This is a genomic window from Gordonia sp. NPDC058843, from assembly GCF_042743165.1.
Classification (GTDB): domain Bacteria; phylum Actinomycetota; class Actinomycetes; order Mycobacteriales; family Mycobacteriaceae; genus Gordonia.
Genome location: NZ_JBHYNC010000001.1, coordinates 251,373 through 268,592, shown reverse-complemented (window position 1 = coordinate 268,592; position 17,220 = coordinate 251,373). Strand labels below are relative to the sequence as shown.

General features: G+C 69.3%; 15 protein-coding genes. All 15 read left to right on the top strand.

Annotated features, from left to right (window positions below; genetic code table 11):
* Positions 1 to 7: 7 nt before the first annotated feature.
* Positions 8 to 3,616: a chromosome segregation protein SMC gene (smc, locus tag ACFW3F_RS01260; protein WP_388053495.1), complete on the top strand. Its 3,609-nt coding sequence runs from the start codon at positions 8 to 10 to the stop codon at positions 3,614 to 3,616.
* Entirely contained in the window at positions 3,613 to 5,193 is a 1,581-nt protein-coding gene (gene ftsY / locus ACFW3F_RS01255; protein WP_388053493.1) for a signal recognition particle-docking protein FtsY, read from the top strand. Before smc ends, ftsY begins: the two co-directional genes overlap by 4 nt.
* 233 nt (positions 5,194 to 5,426) lie before the next feature.
* The gene (locus ACFW3F_RS01250) at positions 5,427 to 6,776 is read left to right on the top strand and encodes an ammonium transporter (RefSeq protein ID WP_388053491.1); all 1,350 of its coding nucleotides are present in this window, start codon (positions 5,427 to 5,429) and stop codon (positions 6,774 to 6,776) included.
* Between the two features lie 49 nt (positions 6,777 to 6,825).
* Positions 6,826 to 7,164, top strand: a complete 339-nt coding sequence (locus ACFW3F_RS01245) for a P-II family nitrogen regulator (protein WP_004572306.1) — start codon at positions 6,826 to 6,828, stop codon at positions 7,162 to 7,164.
* A 29-nt stretch (positions 7,165 to 7,193) separates the two neighbouring features.
* Positions 7,194 to 9,815 (top strand): [protein-PII] uridylyltransferase, encoded by a 2,622-nt coding sequence (locus tag ACFW3F_RS01240; protein WP_388053489.1) that lies wholly within the window; start codon positions 7,194 to 7,196, stop codon positions 9,813 to 9,815.
* Positions 9,816 to 9,852: 37 nt separating this feature from the next.
* Positions 9,853 to 11,418, top strand: a complete 1,566-nt coding sequence (gene ffh, locus ACFW3F_RS01235; RefSeq protein ID WP_388053487.1) for a signal recognition particle protein — start codon at positions 9,853 to 9,855, stop codon at positions 11,416 to 11,418.
* 4 nt (positions 11,419 to 11,422) lie between these two features.
* On the top strand, positions 11,423 to 12,520 hold the full coding sequence (locus ACFW3F_RS01230; RefSeq protein ID WP_388053485.1) for an amidohydrolase family protein: 1,098 nt from the start codon (positions 11,423 to 11,425) through the stop codon (positions 12,518 to 12,520).
* Between the two features lie 505 nt (positions 12,521 to 13,025).
* Positions 13,026 to 13,463, top strand: a complete 438-nt coding sequence (gene rpsP, locus ACFW3F_RS01225) for a 30S ribosomal protein S16 (protein ID WP_388053483.1) — start codon at positions 13,026 to 13,028, stop codon at positions 13,461 to 13,463.
* A complete protein-coding gene (locus tag ACFW3F_RS01220; protein ID WP_188329004.1) occupies positions 13,460 to 13,702 on the top strand; it encodes an RNA-binding protein in 243 nt (80 codons plus the stop codon). Before rpsP ends, ACFW3F_RS01220 begins: the two co-directional genes overlap by 4 nt.
* A gap of 26 nt (positions 13,703 to 13,728) precedes the next feature.
* Positions 13,729 to 14,262, top strand: a complete 534-nt coding sequence (gene rimM, locus ACFW3F_RS01215; protein WP_388053481.1) for a ribosome maturation factor RimM — start codon at positions 13,729 to 13,731, stop codon at positions 14,260 to 14,262.
* On the top strand, positions 14,262 to 14,981 hold the full coding sequence (trmD, locus tag ACFW3F_RS01210; protein WP_388053479.1) for a tRNA (guanosine(37)-N1)-methyltransferase TrmD: 720 nt from the start codon (positions 14,262 to 14,264) through the stop codon (positions 14,979 to 14,981). The genes rimM and trmD overlap by 1 nt, the downstream gene beginning before the upstream one ends.
* A 42-nt stretch (positions 14,982 to 15,023) precedes the next feature.
* Positions 15,024 to 15,368 carry a YbaB/EbfC family nucleoid-associated protein gene (locus tag ACFW3F_RS01205; RefSeq protein ID WP_388053477.1) on the top strand — a complete coding sequence of 115 codons (345 nt, stop codon included), beginning with the start codon at positions 15,024 to 15,026 and terminating at the stop codon, positions 15,366 to 15,368.
* Positions 15,355 to 15,708, top strand: coding sequence for a hypothetical protein (locus ACFW3F_RS01200; protein WP_388053475.1), 354 nt, complete (start codon positions 15,355 to 15,357; stop codon positions 15,706 to 15,708). The genes ACFW3F_RS01205 and ACFW3F_RS01200 overlap by 14 nt, the downstream gene beginning before the upstream one ends.
* Positions 15,708 to 16,679: a hypothetical protein gene (locus ACFW3F_RS01195; RefSeq protein WP_388053473.1), complete on the top strand. Its 972-nt coding sequence runs from the start codon at positions 15,708 to 15,710 to the stop codon at positions 16,677 to 16,679. The genes ACFW3F_RS01200 and ACFW3F_RS01195 overlap by 1 nt, the downstream gene beginning before the upstream one ends.
* 192 nt (positions 16,680 to 16,871) lie before the next feature.
* Entirely contained in the window at positions 16,872 to 17,213 is a 342-nt protein-coding gene (gene rplS, locus ACFW3F_RS01190) for a 50S ribosomal protein L19 (RefSeq protein WP_388053471.1), read from the top strand.
* Positions 17,214 to 17,220: the final 7 nt, after the last annotated feature.

Here is a 17,220-nt window from a genome sequence, read left to right as displayed (position 1 = left end):
TACCGTCGTGCACCTCAAGAGCCTGACCCTGAAGGGCTTCAAGTCGTTTGCCTCGGCGACGACCCTGCGCTTCGAGCCGGGTATCACGTGCGTCGTCGGGCCCAACGGCTCCGGTAAGTCCAACGTCGTCGACGCCCTGACCTGGGTGATGGGCGAGCAGGGAGCCAAAGCGCTGCGCGGCGGAAAGATGCAGGACGTCATCTTCGCGGGGACGTCCGGCCGCCCGCCGCTGGGCCGCGCCGAGGTGACTCTCACCATCGACAACGCCGACGGCGCGCTACCGATCGAGTACTCCGAGGTGTCGATCACGCGCCGGATGTTCCGCGACGGTGCCGGTGAGTACGAGATCAACGGCAGTTCGTGCCGACTCATGGACGTGCAGGAGCTGCTGTCGGATTCGGGCATCGGGCGTGAGATGCACGTCATCGTCGGCCAGGGCCGCTTGTCGGCGATCCTCGAGTCCCGGCCCGAGGACCGTCGCGCGTTCATCGAAGAGGCGGCGGGTGTCCTCAAGCACCGCAAGCGCAAGGAAAAGGCGGTTCGCAAGCTCGATGCGATGCAGGCGAATCTGGCGCGCCTGACCGACCTGACCGCCGAACTCCGTCGTCAGCTCAAGCCGCTGGGCCGCCAGGCCGAGGTGGCACGCCGCGCCCAGACCGTGCAGGCCGACCTCCGCGATGCCCGGTTGCGCCTGGCCGCCGACGATCTCGTCACCCGCCGGACGGAGATGGCCGAGCACGCCGCCGTCGAGGACGAGGTCCGCCGCAGGCAGGACGAAGTGGCCGCCGAACTGGACCGTGCGAACGCGGAGGTGGCCGCACACGAACAGCATCTCGCGGAGATCACACCGGCCGCGGCCGCCGCGAACCGCGCGTGGTTCCGGTTGTCGGCGCTGGCCGAGCGCGTCGACGCCACCCGCCGGGTGGCCGCCGAACGCAGTAGATATCTCAGCGAACCGTCGAGCGAGGCGTCCGGGCCCGATCCGGACGAACTCGACGAGCAGGCCCTCGAGGCCGCCGAACTCGAAGCAGAGCTGACCGAGAGCGTCGAGATCGCCGCCGAGCAGCTCGAGAGCGCTCGCGAAGTGCTCGGCGAGCGCGAGTCGATCGCGGAGGCGGCCGAGGCCGCTCACCTGGCGGCTGTCCGAGCCATCGCCGACCGTCGTGAGGGGCTGGCGCGCCTCGAAGGGCAGGTGGACAACCTGCGGACGCGCGCGGAGTCGGTCGACACCGAGTCGCAGCGCCTCACCGACGCGATCTCCGTCGCCACGGAGCGCGCCGAAGCTGCGGTGACGCAACAGGACTCGGCGGCCGGCGAACTGGCGCAACTGGAGGCTGCCGAGCGTGCCCTCGACGAGCACCACGAACGCTGCGTCGCCGCTCTGAATCTGTCCAACGAACGTGTGGCGACCCTGCAGGCCGCGCACCGCGAGGCCGAGCACGCCATCGCCTCGTTGTCGGCGCGAGTGGACGCGCTCGCCATGGGACTCGAACGAGGCGACGGCGGCGCGTGGCTGCTGGAAAACGCATCCGACGGCCTGCTGGGACCGATGTCGGAGCTGGTCACGGTCGAATCGGGATTCGAGACGGCCATCGCCGGGGCACTCGGGCCGGCGGTCGACGGCATCGTCACCGTGGACGGGATCGCCGCGGTGCGGGCCTTGGCGGCCCTCAAGTCCGGCGACGGGGGACGGGCCGCGCTGATCTGTGGCGGGCTCACGAGCCCGGTTCGGCAGGACGACACCGCACTACCCGACGGCGCGAGGTGGGCGGCCTCGGTGGTCGACACCCGGCCGGAGATCCGCGGCGCCATCGACACCGTCTTGTTCGACACCGTGATCGTCGACGACCCGGCGCAGGGACTCGAGCTCGCCCGCCGTCTCGGAGTGCGCGCGGTGACCCCCGCCGGTGACCGCATCTCGGCGGCGTCGGTCGAGGGTGGTTCGTCGCGGCGCCCCTCCACACTGGAGGTGCAGTCGGCCATCGACGCGGCGACCGCAGAGCTCACCGCGACGCGCCGCCGCGTCGAAGAACTCGAGGCGGCGCTCGACGGTGCGCTCACCGAACAGCACGAACGCCGGGAGGCGGCCGAAGAGGCGCTGGCCGGGCTGCACGAATCCGACGCCGGCGTCGGGGCCGCGTACGAGCAGATGGCGCGGCTGGGTCAGGAGATCCGGACGTCGCGGGCCGAGGCCGACAAACTGACGCGACAGCGGAACCTCCTCGAGAAAGGTCGTGCGGAGACCCTCCAATCGCTGCACGAGCTCACCGAGCGGCTTCGGCTCGCCCGGGACGAGTCCGAGGTGGGCACCGATGTGTCGGCCGACGACACCGATCGCGCGAACGCCGCGACAGCCGTCGGCGTGGCTCGCAGCGCCGAGATGGAGGCGCGTCTGACGTTGCGGACCGCGGAGGAACGACTCGCCTCGGTCCGGGGCAAGGCGGACTCGCTCCGTCGCGCCGCGCAGCGGGAACGGGAGGCGCGTGAGCGGGCACGCCGCCAAGACGAGATCCGCCGACAGGCGGCCGGTGTCGCCGCAGCCGTCGAACGTGCCGGCGCCCAGGTGAGCGAGCGACTGGCCGCCGCGGTGGCCTCGGCACAGGCCGGACGCGACGAGCTCGAGGAGATCCGTGTCGCGCGAACCGCGACCCTGGACGAACTCCGGGTGCGCGCCGGGGAGCTGACGAGCACGCTGAACTCGTTGCGCGACACCGTTCATCGCGACGAGGTGGCGCGAGCCCAGGTCGCGCTGCGGATCGAGCAGCTCGAAGAGCAGGTCCTCGAGACCTTCGCGATGGCCCCGGACGATCTGATCGCCGAATACGGTCCCGACGTGCCGATGCCGCCGTCGGCGCTCGAGATGGCCGAGTACGAGCAGGCCAGGGACCGTGGCGAGCAGGTCGTCGCCCCGGCCCCGATGCCCTACAACCGGGCGACCCAGGAGGCCCGCGCGAAGAAGGCGCAGAAGGACCTGAACACGCTCGGCAAGGTCAACCCCCTCGCGCTCGAGGAGTTCGCCGCGCTCGAGGAGAGGTACAACTTCCTGTCGTCGCAGCTCGAGGACGTCAAGGCGGCGCGCAAGGATCTGCTCGACGTGGTCGAGGACGTCGACGCGCGCATCCTGCAGGTGTTCACCGAGGCCTATGCCGACGTGGAGCGGGAGTTCGGCCAGGTCTTTCAGACCCTGTTCCCCGGCGGCGAGGGCCGCCTCGTCCTCACCGACCCCGGCGACATGCTCACGACGGGCATCGAGGTCGAGGCGCGTCCGCCGGGTAAGAAGGTCAAGCGGCTCTCGCTGCTGTCCGGTGGGGAGAAGTCGCTGACCGCGGTCGCGATGCTGGTGGCGATCTTCCGCGCGCGGCCCTCGCCGTTCTACGTCATGGACGAGGTCGAGGCCGCACTCGACGACACCAACCTGAGGCGACTCATCACACTGTTCGCACAGCTGCGGGAGAAGTCCCAGCTCATCGTCATCACCCACCAGAAGCCCACGATGGAGGTCGCGGATGCGCTCTACGGGGTCAGCATGCGCGGCGACGGCATCACAACGGTCATCTCGCAACGCATGCGCGGAGTGAACATGCCCGTCGGTCAACAGGAGGACACCAGCCAGTGAACACCGGAATCATCATCGGCATCGTCGTCGCGGTTCTCGTCGTGATCGCGTTGATCGTGCTCGGTCTGGTGCTGACGCGCCGCCGCCGCATCTCGCTGACCGACGAGCGCCAGCCGGAAGTCGTCGACGGCACGACCCGCCAGGTCGACCGGTCCGGGGGATACCAGGCCGGATCGGGTTTCAGCTTCAGCCGCGGTGAGGCCGGGGGCGACACCGCCCTGGCCGAACCGCCACGACGCAAGCCGGAAACCGAGACACCCCGGATCACCGAACCCCAGGCACCGGCACCCCAGACGCCCGCGCCCGAGGTGGTGCGACCGCCGGGAGATCGCACCGACGTCGACGGACAGCCGGGTGTCGGCGACGACGCGGCGGTGCCGCGGGATTCGATCCGGCGTGGCGTCACGGAGGTGTCGCTGCCCGAGCCGGACATCGCCGAACCCGAGACGGTAGAGCCCGAGACGGTAGTACCCGAGACTGCGGAGCCGGAGGTCGTCGAGCCCGAGGTCGTCGAGCCCGACGTCGTCGAACCCGAGGTCGTCGAACCCGAGGTCGTCGAACCCGAGGTCGTCGAACCCGAACCCGCGACCGCCGAACCGCAGACGCAGGTGCCCGACGACGTCGCGGAGGCGACGACGGCGGCACCGCTGGACGAGATCGCGCCGACGGCGGGACGGATCGGTCGTCTGCGCGGCCGGCTGTCCCGGTCCCAGGGCGCGATCGGCAAGGGCGTGCTGGGGCTCCTCGGAGCCGGCGACCTCGACGAGGACAGCTGGGAGGAGATCGAGGACACGTTGGTGATGGCCGACCTCGGCGCCTCGACCACGGCCACCGTCGTCGAGACGTTGCGCACCGAACTCGCGGCCAACCCGGTCCGTACCGCCGGCGAGGCCCGGGCGTTGCTCAAACGGGTTCTGGTCGATCAGCTCGACCCCACACTCGACCGGTCGATCCGAGCCCTTCCGCACGCAGGCCGGCCCGCCGTCGTGCTCGTGGTCGGGGTCAACGGCACCGGCAAGACGACCACGACCGGAAAGCTCGCACGAGTGCTCGTCGCGGACGGCCGTCGCGTCCTGCTCGGAGCGGCCGACACCTTCCGTGCGGCCGCCGCCGACCAGTTGCAGACCTGGGGCGAGCGCGTCGGCGCCGAGATCGTGCGCGGCAAGGAGCAGGCCGATCCCGCGGCGGTCGCGTTCGACGCGGTCGACCGCGGTATCGAGACCGGTGTCGACGTGGTCATGATCGACACGGCGGGTCGGCTACACACCAAGACCGGTCTGATGGACGAACTGGGCAAGGTCAAGCGCGTCGTCGAGAAGAAGGCGCCGGTGGACGAGGTGCTGCTGGTCCTCGACGCGACCGTCGGACAGAACGGGTTGATGCAGGCCCGGGTGTTCGCCGAAGTCGTCAACATCACCGGCGTGGTGCTCACCAAGCTCGACGGCACGGCCAAGGGTGGCATCGTGTTCCACGTGCAGAAGGAACTCGGCGTGCCGGTCAAGCTCGTCGGGCTGGGGGAGGGTGCGGACGATCTCGCGCCGTTCGAACCCGACGCATTCGTCGACGCCCTCCTGTGAACTTCGCGAGGACGCTGGCGTGAAGTCCGGATCTGCGATCGGAAATGTCGGGTTAGACGTCGGTCGAGGAGTCTGAGAGACCGCTCAGAGCCGAACTGGGACGTTACATGTGCGCAATACAAACCGCTCAGGGGGTTACGCGCCGGAAACGTCGGGGCACCACAGCTGAAACCGAGTGCCGACAATCTCTTTGGAGGCGCCGAGCCGTCGGCGCATCCTGAGGAGGTTTCGTAGTGGATTTGGCTCAGTTGCCAAACGAATCGTTTGGCCCGATCGACACGGGCAACACGGCATTCATGCTCGTGTCGGCCGCGCTCGTGTTGCTGATGACCCCAGGCCTCGCCTTCTTCTACGGGGGGTTGGCGCGAGGCAAGTCCGTCCTGAACATGATGATGATGTCTTTCGGCGCCCTGGCGTCGATCAGCGTCGTCTACGTGCTGTGGGGCTTCTCGATGTCGTTCAGCGACGGGATCACCGGTAACAGCGACATCGCCGGGATCTTCGCGAATCCGTTCGCGCTGTTCGGCTCCGACCAGCTGATGAGCACCATCGGCGAGGGCGACACCGAGCAGTACGTGACCGGCGGCCTGTCGATCCCCGCGATCGTCTTCATGGGATTCCAGCTGACCTTCGCGGTCATCACCGTCGCCCTCATCAGCGGTGCGCTTGCCGAACGCGTGAAGTTCTCCACCTGGATGGTCTTCACCGTCCTGTGGGCGACGATCGTGTACTTCCCGCTCTCGCACATGGTCTGGGGAGGACTGGTCGGTGGCGGCGGCCTCCTCGGCGCAGGTGAGGACGGTCTGGCGGCCAAGATGTTCGGCACCACGGACGGCGAAGCCAACGTCGCGCCGATCGATTTCGCCGGCGGCACAGTCGTCCACATCAACGCCGGCATCGCGGCGCTGGTCCTGGTTCTCATCATCGGCAAGCGGGTCGGCTTCGGTCGCACCGCGTACCGTCCGCACAACATCCCGTTCGTCATGCTGGGCGCAGCACTCCTCTGGTTCGGCTGGTTCGGGTTCAACGTCGGTTCCGAGCTGGGCGCCGATCTGCTCGCCGGTCAGGTGTGGGTCAACACGACCGCTGCGACGGCCGCGGCGATCATCGGCTGGCTCGCGGTGGAACTCATCCGCGACAAGCACGCCACCAGCGTCGGCGCCGCCTCCGGTGTGGTAGCCGGTCTGGTCGCCATCACCCCCGCGTGTGGTTCGCTGACCCCGGTCGGCTCGCTGATCCTCGGCGTCATCGCCGGCGCTCTGGCCGCCCTCGCGATCGGCCTGAAGAACAAGTTCGGCTACGACGACTCGCTCGACGTCGTCGGCGTCCACCTCGTTGCCGGCCTCTGGGGCACCGTGGCCATCGGCCTGATCGGCGAGGACGTGGGCCTGTTCTGGGGCGGCGATTACAAGCAGCTGGTGGTCCAGATCGTCATCGCATTGTTCGCGCTCGTGTTCACCGGTGTCCTCACCGCGATCATCGCCTTCGTGCTCAAGCCGCTGGGTTGGCGGGTCAGCGATGAGGACGAGAAGACCGGCATCGACGAGGCCGAACACGCCGAGACGGCCTATGAGCTGGCATGACGCTCGAGCCATTCGCTACTACGCTGACTCCTGTGGAGAGGGATAACAAATGAAGCTGATCACTGCAATCGTGAAGCCGTTCACGCTCGAGGACGTCAAGGCCGGGTTGGAGCAGGCCGGAATCCTGGGCATGACCGTCAGTGAGGTCCAGGGCTACGGGCGTCAGAAGGGCCACACCGAGGTCTACCGCGGCGCCGAGTACTCGGTCGACTTCGTACCCAAGGTCCGCGTCGAGGTCGTGGTGGACGACGCCGCCGTCGACAAGGTCGTCGACGTGATCGTCGAGGCCGCCCGCACCGGCAAGATCGGTGACGGCAAGGTGTGGGTGTCGCCGGTGGAGTCCGTGGTTCGCGTCCGCACCGGCGAGCGTGGCGGCGACGCTCTGTAGCGAGCCCGTGCTGCGTTGACGAACTCCCGGTGAACGGCCCCGTGCCCGACGACCCGTCGGGCGCGGGGCCGTACCATTCGTCAGCTCGAATCGTTTCTCTCCCACACACTTTGGAGGCAGTCGTAAGCGCCGCAGACCTGGCCAAGACCCGACGGCAACTCACCGAATCCGGCCGATCGGGAAAACTCGATGCACCGGCACTGCGCCAGGTGCTCGTCGACCTGCACGAGTTCTGGCTGACCAGCAAGGGCGCCGAGCTCGGCATCAAGCCGCACAGCGGTTTCGCGATCGTCGCCGTGGGCGGACTCGGCCGCGGTGAGATGCTCCCGTATTCCGATCTCGACCTGATCCTGGTGCACGACGACATGCCCGCCGAGCGGGTGTCCGAGGTCGCCGACGGCCTCTGGTATCCGTTGTGGGACGCCAACATTCCGCTCGACCACAGCGTGCGGACGGTGCCGCAGGCGCTGCAGGTCGCGGGCGACGACGTCACCGCGGCGCTCGGCCTGCTCGAGGCCCGGCACATCGCCGGCGACGAGGATCTCTCCACCCTTCTGATCGGCGGCGTCCGCCAGCAGTGGCGCAACGACATCCGAACCCGGTTCCCCGAGGTGGTCTCGCACGCGCAGGACCGCTGGCGGCGTGCCGGCGACATCGCGCACCGCGCCGAGCCGGATCTCAAGAGCGGCCGCGGAGGCCTGCGCGATGTGCAGCTCCTGGGAGCCCTGGCGATTGCGCAGCTCACCAGCGGGATGGCGAGCCTGCGCCCCGATTCGCCCGGTGCCGGACCGCAGGTCGCCTACACACGGCTGCTCGACATCCGTACCGAACTGCATCGCATCGCCGGCCGCCCGCGTGAGCACGTGCAGGCCCAGGATGCCGACGAGATCGGTGCGGCCCTTCGGATCGGCGATCGGTTCGATCTCGCGCGGGTCATCAGTGATTCCGCCCGCACCATCAGCTACTCGATCGACGCCGGCCTGCGGACCGCGGGCAACGCCCTGCCGCGCCGAGGACTGGCCAAGTTGCGGCGTTCGCCGTTGCGCCGGCCCCTCGACGAGGGCGTGGTCGAGCACAGTGGCGAAATCGTGTTGGCACGCAACGCGATCCCGAGCAAGGACCCGGGGCTCATCCTGCGGGTGGCGGCGGCGTCGGCGCGAACCGGCCTGCCGATCAGCGCGTCGACACTGAGCAGGCTGGCCGACTACGCGCCGGAACTGCGCGAGCCGTGGCCGGCCGAGGCGCGCAGTGACCTGCTGGTCCTGCTCAGCTCGGGACACCACATGGTCGACCCGATCGAGGCACTCGATCGCACCGGTCTGTGGGGTCGGCTGCTTCCGGAGTGGGGAGCCGTCCGCGACCTGCCGCCGCGCGACGCCATCCACACCTGGACCGTCGACCGGCACCTCGTGGAGACCGCGGCATACGCCAGTGCGATGACGACGCGGGTGTCCCGGCCCGACCTCCTCGTCCTCGGTGCGCTCATCCACGACCTCGGCAAGGGGCGGGGTGCCGACCACAGCATCGTCGGCGCCGATCTGGCCGTTCAGGTCGGCAACCGGTTCGGGCTCTGGCCGCAGGACGTGGCGATCCTGTCCGACATGGTGCGGCACCACCTGTTGCTGCCGCAGGTCGCGACCCGCCGCGACCTCGACGACCCGGCCACCGCCGAATCCGTCGTCGAGACCCTCGGACACAACCGGGTGTTGCTGGAACTGCTCGCCGCACTGGCCGAGGCGGATTCGCTGGCCACCGGTCCGGGGGTGTGGGGGGAGTGGAAGGCCTCGCTCATCCACGACCTCGTCCGCCGGTCGATGCGACTCATCGACGGGGAGGAGCCGAGTGCGCCCGAACCGCTGACCGCCGAGCAGCTCGCCACGGCTGCCGAGGGGGACTACGCGGTCCGGCTCGTCCGGGCCGACGGTCAGCACACCTACCGCGTCACCATGGTCGCGCCCGATCAACCCGGGCTGCTGTCGAAGATGGCCGGAGTGCTCGCACTCGGCGGGTTGCGGTCCCATTCGGCCTGTGCGCAGGGTGCCGGCGGCAAGGCGATCAACTCGTTCCTGGTGGTGCCGATGTTCGGCAGCCCGCCCGACGCCGGCCTGCTCCGTCAGCAGCTCATCGCCGCGGTCGACGGGAAGATCGACGTCCTCGCGCGGCTCGACGCCCGGGAACGGGACTCGCCGATCCCGACGATCGGCACCGTCACCACCATCCCCGGCACCGTCGTGACCCTCGGGGCCAGCGCCGGCAGCACCGACCCAGAGGTGGACGGGGCCGGGCATCCGAAGAACGCAGTGCCCGCGCTGTTCGCCGTCGCGCCCCCGCGGGTCACGTGGCTGGAGGCGCAGGCAGGTGAGGTGGTGCTGGAGGTGCGTTCGGATGACCGCATCGGCCTGCTCAGCCGGATCAGCGCCGTGCTGGAGCGCCACGGCGCCGACATCCGCTGGGCCAAGGTCGAGACCCTGGGGGCCACCGGCGTGGACATCTTCGGGCTGCGGCTGGCGACCGACACCGACGACGCGCGGGCCGCGCTCACCGACGCCATCGTCGCGGTCTGCCCGCCCCCGCAGCCGGCCCGCGAGGAGGACGGCGACGGGCCGCAGTCCTACGGCGGGACCGGGCGGTCGGGAGTGCCGATCTCCTAGATGTTCCGTTGCGGGACCCGCATGGAAGGATGGGACCATGTTCGATTCCCTCTCCGACCGGTTGACCGGTGCCCTGAAGGATCTGCGTGGCAAGGGGCGGCTCTCCGACGCCGACATCGACCGGACCTGCCGGGAGATCCGGCTCGCCCTGCTCGAGGCGGACGTCTCGCTCGCGGTGGTCCGGTCCTTCATCGCCCGGATCAAGGAGCGCGCCAAGGGAGCCGAGGTCTCCGCGGCGCTGAATCCGGCCCAGACGGTCGTCAAGATCGTCAACGAGGAACTCGTCGGCATCCTCGGTGGCGAGACCCGGCGCGTGCGGTTCGCCAAGAACCCGCCGACCGTCATCATGCTGGCCGGCCTGCAGGGTGCCGGTAAGACGACGCTGGCCGGGAAGCTGGGCAACTGGCTCAAGCAGCAGGGTCACACCCCGCTGCTCGTCGCCTGTGACCTGCAGCGTCCGGGTGCTGTCTCCCAGCTGCAGATCGTCGGCGAACGTGCCGGGGTACCGGTGTTCGCGCCGCATCCGGGCACGAGCGTCGGCGGCGACGGTGTGCTCGGTGTGACCTCGGGCGATCCGGTCTCGGTCGCCCGGGCCGGCGTGGACGAGGCGCGTAACAAGCACTACGACGTCGTGGTCATCGACACCGCCGGCCGCCTCGGTATCGACGCGGAGCTGATGAAGCAGGCGTCCGACATCCGGGACGCGACCTCACCCGACGAGACGCTGTTCGTCGTCGACGCGATGATCGGCCAGGACGCCGTGACGACCGCCGAGGCCTTCGCCGACGGCGTGGGGTTCACCGGCGTCGTGCTGACCAAGCTCGACGGTGACGCTCGAGGTGGTGCGGCGCTGTCGGTGCGCGAGGTGACCGGCCAGCCGATCATGTTCGCGTCCTCGGGCGAGAAGCTCGAGGACTTCGACGTCTTCCACCCCGACCGGATGGCCAGCCGCATCCTCGGCATGGGCGATGTGCTGTCGCTCATCGAGCAGGCCGAACAACATTGGGACGCCGAACAGGCCGAGGCGGCGGCCGCCAAGATCACGCAGGGCGAGCTGACCCTCGAGGACTTCCTCGACCAGATGCTGATGATCCGCAAGATGGGTCCCATCGGCAACATCCTGGGCATGTTGCCCGGCGCCGGCCAGATGAAGGACGTGTTGTCACAGGTCGACGACAAACAGCTCGACCGCGTGCAGGCCATCATCCGCGGCATGACCCCCGCCGAACGCGACAACCCGAAGATCATCAACGCCTCGCGGCGCATCCGTATCGCGAACGGGTCGGGTGTGACGGTGAGCGAGGTCAACCAGCTCGTCGACCGGTTCTTCGAGGCCCGGAAGATGATGGCGCAGATGTCGGGTCGCATGGGCATGGGCGCGATGAACCGCAAGACCAACCGCAAGAAGGGCAAGGGCAAGAAGGGAAAGGGGCGCGGACCCACCCCGCCGAAGGGGGCGCGCGGTGGCTTCCCGGGCATGCCCGGAGGCATGCCCGCGGGATTCCCGGACCTGTCGAACATGCCGGCCGGCCTCGACCAACTGCCGCCGGGGCTCGAGGGTCTCGACGTGTCGCAGTTCCAGCAGCCGAAGAAGAAGAAATAGTCGCGTGGGCGGAAGTAGGGACCAGCCACCGACGCCGACGCACTATCGGGGCACCGACCCGCTGACCGCGGAGCCCGTCGAGTTCTGGGTCAGTGGTGACACCATCAGTGCCACACCGGTTCCCGGCGCCGAGACGGCGATCGACGGCGGCTGGTTCCTGCCCGGACTCGTCGACGCCCACAACCACGTGGGCATTGCGCCCGGTTTGGGCGTCGACATCGAGCAGGCGCGCGGATACGCCTATGCCGATGCGCGCGCCGGCACCCTGCTGATCCGCGAGGTCGGATCGCCGCTCGACACCCACCCCCTCGACGACGATCCCGCGTGTCCCCGCTTCATCCGTTCCGGCAAGCACATCGCCCGGCCGAAGCGTTACCTGCGCGACTACGGCGTCGACCTCGACGATCCGGACGAACTGGCGGCCGAAGTGGCCCGGCAGGCGCAGGCCGGCGACGGCTGGGTGAAGATCGTCGGGGACTGGATCGACCGCGAGGTCGGGGACCTGGCTCCGCTGTGGACCCGCGCGCAGATCGAGTCGGCGGTCGCGGTGGCTCACGAGCACGGTGCACGGATCACCGCGCACGTCTTCGGGACCGACGCGCTTGTCGACCTGATCGGCGCGGGTGTCGACTGCATCGAACACGGCACCGGATTGACCGGCGATCTCGTCGATCAGCTCGTCGATCGCTCGATCGCCTTGGTGCCCACCATGATCCAGGTCGAGAACTTTCCCGGTATCGCCGATGGCGCCGAGCGCTTCCCGACCTACGCCGCACACATGCGCGCTCTGCACGCCGGTGCGCCGGCGGTGTTCGAGGCGGCGCGGGAGGCCGGGGTGCAGATCTATGCCGGGACCGATGCCGGTGGATTCGTCGAGCACGGTCGCATCGTCGACGAGATCGAGGCGCTCTCCGAGATCGGCCTGGGTCCCGCAGGTGCCATTGCGGCGGCGTCGACGAATGCCCGGCGCTGGCTCGGCGCCGACGTCCTGGAGGACGGGCATCGCGCCGACTTCGTGGTGTACGGGGACAACCCGCGCGACGACCTGGCCGCGTTGCGACACCCGGTAGCAGTGGTGTCCTCGGGCCGCCACCTCGTGTGAGCAACAACACAAGTTGGCATCTGGTTGCCCTTCTTACCGCCGCGTAACGTAGCAACGGCGTTGCAATGGTTCGGCATATGAACGCCGCCGATCAGTCCACGCCGGATCCTTGACAGCCCGGACCCGGTGACGCGGAACCGTCGGAGCCGGGGGTCGAGGGAGGCTCCGGCGGTATTGCGAGCTCGGACGCCGATGAGCCGACACCGATCAGTGACGGAGAAGCGACGCGCGGCATGTGGTCGTCCTCGCGGGGTGGGTGACCACATGCCGGTCCATCGGTCCTCCGTCTCCGCCCCCGCCCCCGCCTCCGCCCCCGACTCCGACTCCGATCGCCGACCCTGTCGTCGGATTCGGTGTCCGCCGTCCGGTCTGGCACAATGGCTCGCTGGTTCGTCGGATCCGGTCACGGCCGCCCGACGGTCACACCGATACAGACGCAAAACCGGGTCCGCCATTCGGGGCGGACTGCTGAATTGCGCAGTGACCACACGAAAGAGAAGTAGACATGGCTGTCAAGATCAAGCTCACGCGGCTCGGCAAGATCCGCAACCCCCAGTACCGCATCGTCGTCGCCGACGCCCGCACCCGCCGCAACGGCCGGGTCATCGAGACCATCGGCAAGTACCACCCGAAGGAAGAGCCCTCGCTGATCGAGGTCGATTCCGAGCGCGCCCAGTACTGGCTGGGTGTCGGCGCGCAGCCGACCGAGCCCGTGGCCGCGATCCTCAAGGTGACCGGTGACTGGCAGAAGTTCAAGGGCCTGCCGGGCGCCGAGGGCACCCTGAAGACGGCCGAGGCCAAGACCTCGAAGCTCGACCTGTTCAACGCCGCGCTCGCAGCTGCCGACAACGAGCCCGTCGCCGCCGCGACCACCCCGAAGAAGAAGGCCGCCAAGAAGGACGACGAGGCCGCTGAGGCTCCCGCCACCGAGGGTGACGCGTGAGCGCAGTCGTCGCCGACGCGGTCGAGCACCTGGTCCGCGGAATCGTCTCCAACCCCGATGACGTCCAGGTCGATCTCGTCACCGGCCGCCGCGGCCGTCTCGTCGAGGTCCATGTGAACCCGGACGATCTCGGCAAGGTGATCGGGCGCAACGGTCGTACCGCGACCGCCCTGCGCACCCTGGTCGCCGGGATCGGTGGACGCGGGATGCGCGTCGACATCGTCGACACCGACCGCTGACCGAGAACCCGAACACCGAGCGCATCGTGGATCTCGTCGTCGGCCGTGTGGTCAAGTCACATGGAATCCGTGGCGAGGTCGTCGTGGACGTCCGCACGGACGAGCCCGAGATGCGTTTCGCCCCGAACTCGGTGCTGCGTGGCCGTCTGCCGCGTGGTGCCGGGGAACGGGACTTCACCGTGACAGCCGCCCGGGAACATTCCGGGCGGCTGTTGGTGTCCCTGGCGGACGTCGCGGACCGTGATTCGGCCGACGCCCTGCGCGGCACGCTGTTCCTCATCGACACATCGCAGGTGGAGCCGTCCGACGACCCGGACGAGTTCTACGACCACGAACTCGAAGGGGTGCCGGTCCAACTCGCCGACGGCGCCGCGGTCGGCGTCGTCGAATCGGTTCTGCACCTCCCCGGAGGTGAATTGCTGTCGGTGCGGACCGCCGACGGCCGTGACGTGCTCGTGCCGTTCGTGCGCGAGATCGTGCCGAGCGTCAGTCGCGAGCTCATCGTGATCGAGCCACCGGAGGGATTGCTGGACCCGGATTCGCTCGACGAGGCGCCCTGATGCGCCTCGACATCGTATCGATCTTTCCCGAATATCTCGATCCACTGCGGGTTGCGTTGCTGGGCAAGGCAATCGACGCGGGGCGTATCAGTGTCGAGGTCCACGATCTGCGCGCGTGGACGCACGACGTGCACCGCAGCGTCGATGACTCGCCCTACGGTGGCGGACCCGGCATGGTCATGAAACCCGACGTCTGGGGGCCGTGTCTCGACGACGTGTGCCCCGACGATGCGCTGCTGGTGGTACCGACCCCCGCAGGTGTTCCGTTCACCCAGGAGACCGCACGCCGGTGGAGCGCCGAGAAGCACCTGGTGTTCGCGTGCGGGCGATATGAGGGCATCGACCAGCGTGTCTTCGACGACGCGGCCCGCCGCGTGCGCGTCGAAGAGGTCTCCCTGGGGGATTTCGTCCTCATCGGGGGAGAGGTCGCGGTCATGGCCATGATCGAGGCGACGGTGCGTCTCCTCGACGGCGTCCTCGGCAATCCCCGTTCACATCAGGAGGATTCGTTCTCCGACGGCCTGCTCGAAGGTCCGAGCTACACCCGGCCGGTGACCTGGCGCGGACTCGACGTCCCGCCGGTCCTCCTCAGTGGCGACCACGCGAAGGTGGCCCGGTGGCGTGTCGAACAGGCTCTCGAGCGCACGCGCGCACGTCGACCCGATCTCCTCCCGGGCGCTGTGGACTCCTCCGCGGATCATCCCCCCGATTCCGGCTAGGATCTCGCCAGGGATGTCGACTCGCAGGGGGTTCGGGGGACGATGCAGGGGTATTCGGCCATGGTCGACGAACTCGACCGGCAGCGCGCCGAACTCGAACGCGTCCGAAAGGCGTTGTCGCAACTGACCTCTCGGGCCACCAGTCACGATAAACTCGTCGCGGTGACGGTCGATGCACGTGGCCTCGCGGTGGACATCACGATCGAACCCGCCGCACTGCGACGCTACCGTGCGGATCAGTTGTCGGCCCTGCTCACGACGCTGATCGCCGAAGCGGACACCGCGCTGCGCACCAGGTCCGCCGAAGTGCTCGCCGGCGTACCGGATCTGCCCATCGACTACGCGGACGCCCGCCTCGAGAGTGTGGTGGCCGATGGCAATTCCTGATCTGCGATCAGTGGCAGCGGCCGACACCCCGCGGATCGCCGCGGACACCGGCGCCGCCGCCGACCTGGCGGCGCGCCTGACAGAGGCGAGCGCGGGAGTCGCGGCCGTGCGAGTTGAACTCTCCGCACTGCTCCTCGACATCGAAGCGGCGGTGGGCGACGGTGCTGCCGCCGTGGCCTTCCGGGAGGGCTTCTCGCCTGCGGGTGCAGCGAGCGCCGAGTGCCTGCGCGAGTCGGAGAACCGCCTCGCCGAGCACCGGCGCGATCTCGTCGCCGGCGTCGATGCCCTCGTCGGCACGGACGTCGAGGTGTCGGCGTCGATCGATCGGACGGACACGTGATGACACCGGACGAGGCCGAGCGGATCTCCGGCGAGTTGGCCCCCGGTGTATGGCCGACCGCCGATGCCGCGGCCCTGCACGACTCGGCGCGGCGTGCTCGTGCGCTCGCCGAGACCGTGGACGGATTGGCCGCGGTGGTGGCGTCGGCGACCGACTCGTACACGGCGCAGGACGCGTCCGCGGGCCGGTTCCACCAGGCTGTCGCCGATGGGCTCGGGCAGACCGCTGGGACCGATCTGCCCGGGGTGGCGGAACGACTCCGGGCATTGGGGACGTCGCTGGAGGCGTACGCCCGGACGGTCACCGACACCCAGCAGCAGATGTCGGTGGTCGCCCTGATCGCCGACCGCGACGCGCTGCGCGCCGAGGTGAACGCCACGATCGGCGACGACACCTGGCGGGTCGACGCCGCGAGCACCGGCCGGATGGCGCTCACCGCCGCGGGCGACGACCACACCGAACGATCGGGTGAGGCCGGTCAGGCCGCGGGTGCGCCCGCGGCGACGAGCGGCATGATGCCGATGATGCCGCTCGGTGCGATGGGTGCGATGGGCGCCGCGGCCGCGGGGCTCGGGGGACTGGCCGGCGCGCGGGGGCGCACCGACCGAGAGGGGCTCGGCGCGACAGACCTGACCTGGCTGCGGGCGCGAGCCGAGCGGTTGCAGACGACGGTTCCGACGTCGATCGCCGGGTGGTTCCGGACGGCGGTGGGGGTGGGGACCGGTGACCGCGGTGCGCGGGTGGTCGTCGTGGGGACCAACGACCCGCAGCCGTACCAGCGGGCCGGGGTCGAACTCGCCGACGACGAGGCGCTCACCGCCAACGGCCGGGCGCCGGAACTCGCGATCATCGATCACATGGCGCACGCCGGTGTCACCCCGAGAGCAGTCGCCACGGCGACCCCGATGGACCCCGCCACCATCTCCGCCTTGCACGCCGCCGACATCGTGGTCTTGGGCCCGCGACCGTAGCGTCACGGCGATTTCGTCGGACCGGGTTGTCTCTGGCACAATAGTCGGGTTGCCTGCCGACGATGCCCCGTCTCCGGGGCCGTCAGTGACGCCGTCGGCAGTGACGCCAACGACTCGGAGCACGAACCGGTCGAGCCCCCGGGCCGCCAGGTTCCTCTGCTCAACGTTTCCGCCAGACAAGGACCACGACATATGAACACACTCGACTTCCTCGACAAGCAGTCCCTCCGCGACGATGTGCCGGACTTCGGCGCAGGCGACACCCTCGACGTCCACGTGAAGGTCATCGAGGGCAGCAAGGAGCGCGTCCAGGTGTTCAAGGGTGTCGTCATCCGTCGTCAGGGTGGCGGCGTGCGCGAGACCTTCACCGTCCGCAAGGTGTCCTTCGGCGTCGGCGTCGAGCGCACCTTCCCTGTGCACAGCCCGAACATCGCCAAGATCGATGTCCTCACCCGCGGTGACGTCCGTCGCGCCAAGCTCTACTACCTGCGCGATCTGCGCGGCAAGGCAGCCAAGATCAAGGAAAAGCGCTGACGCGTCT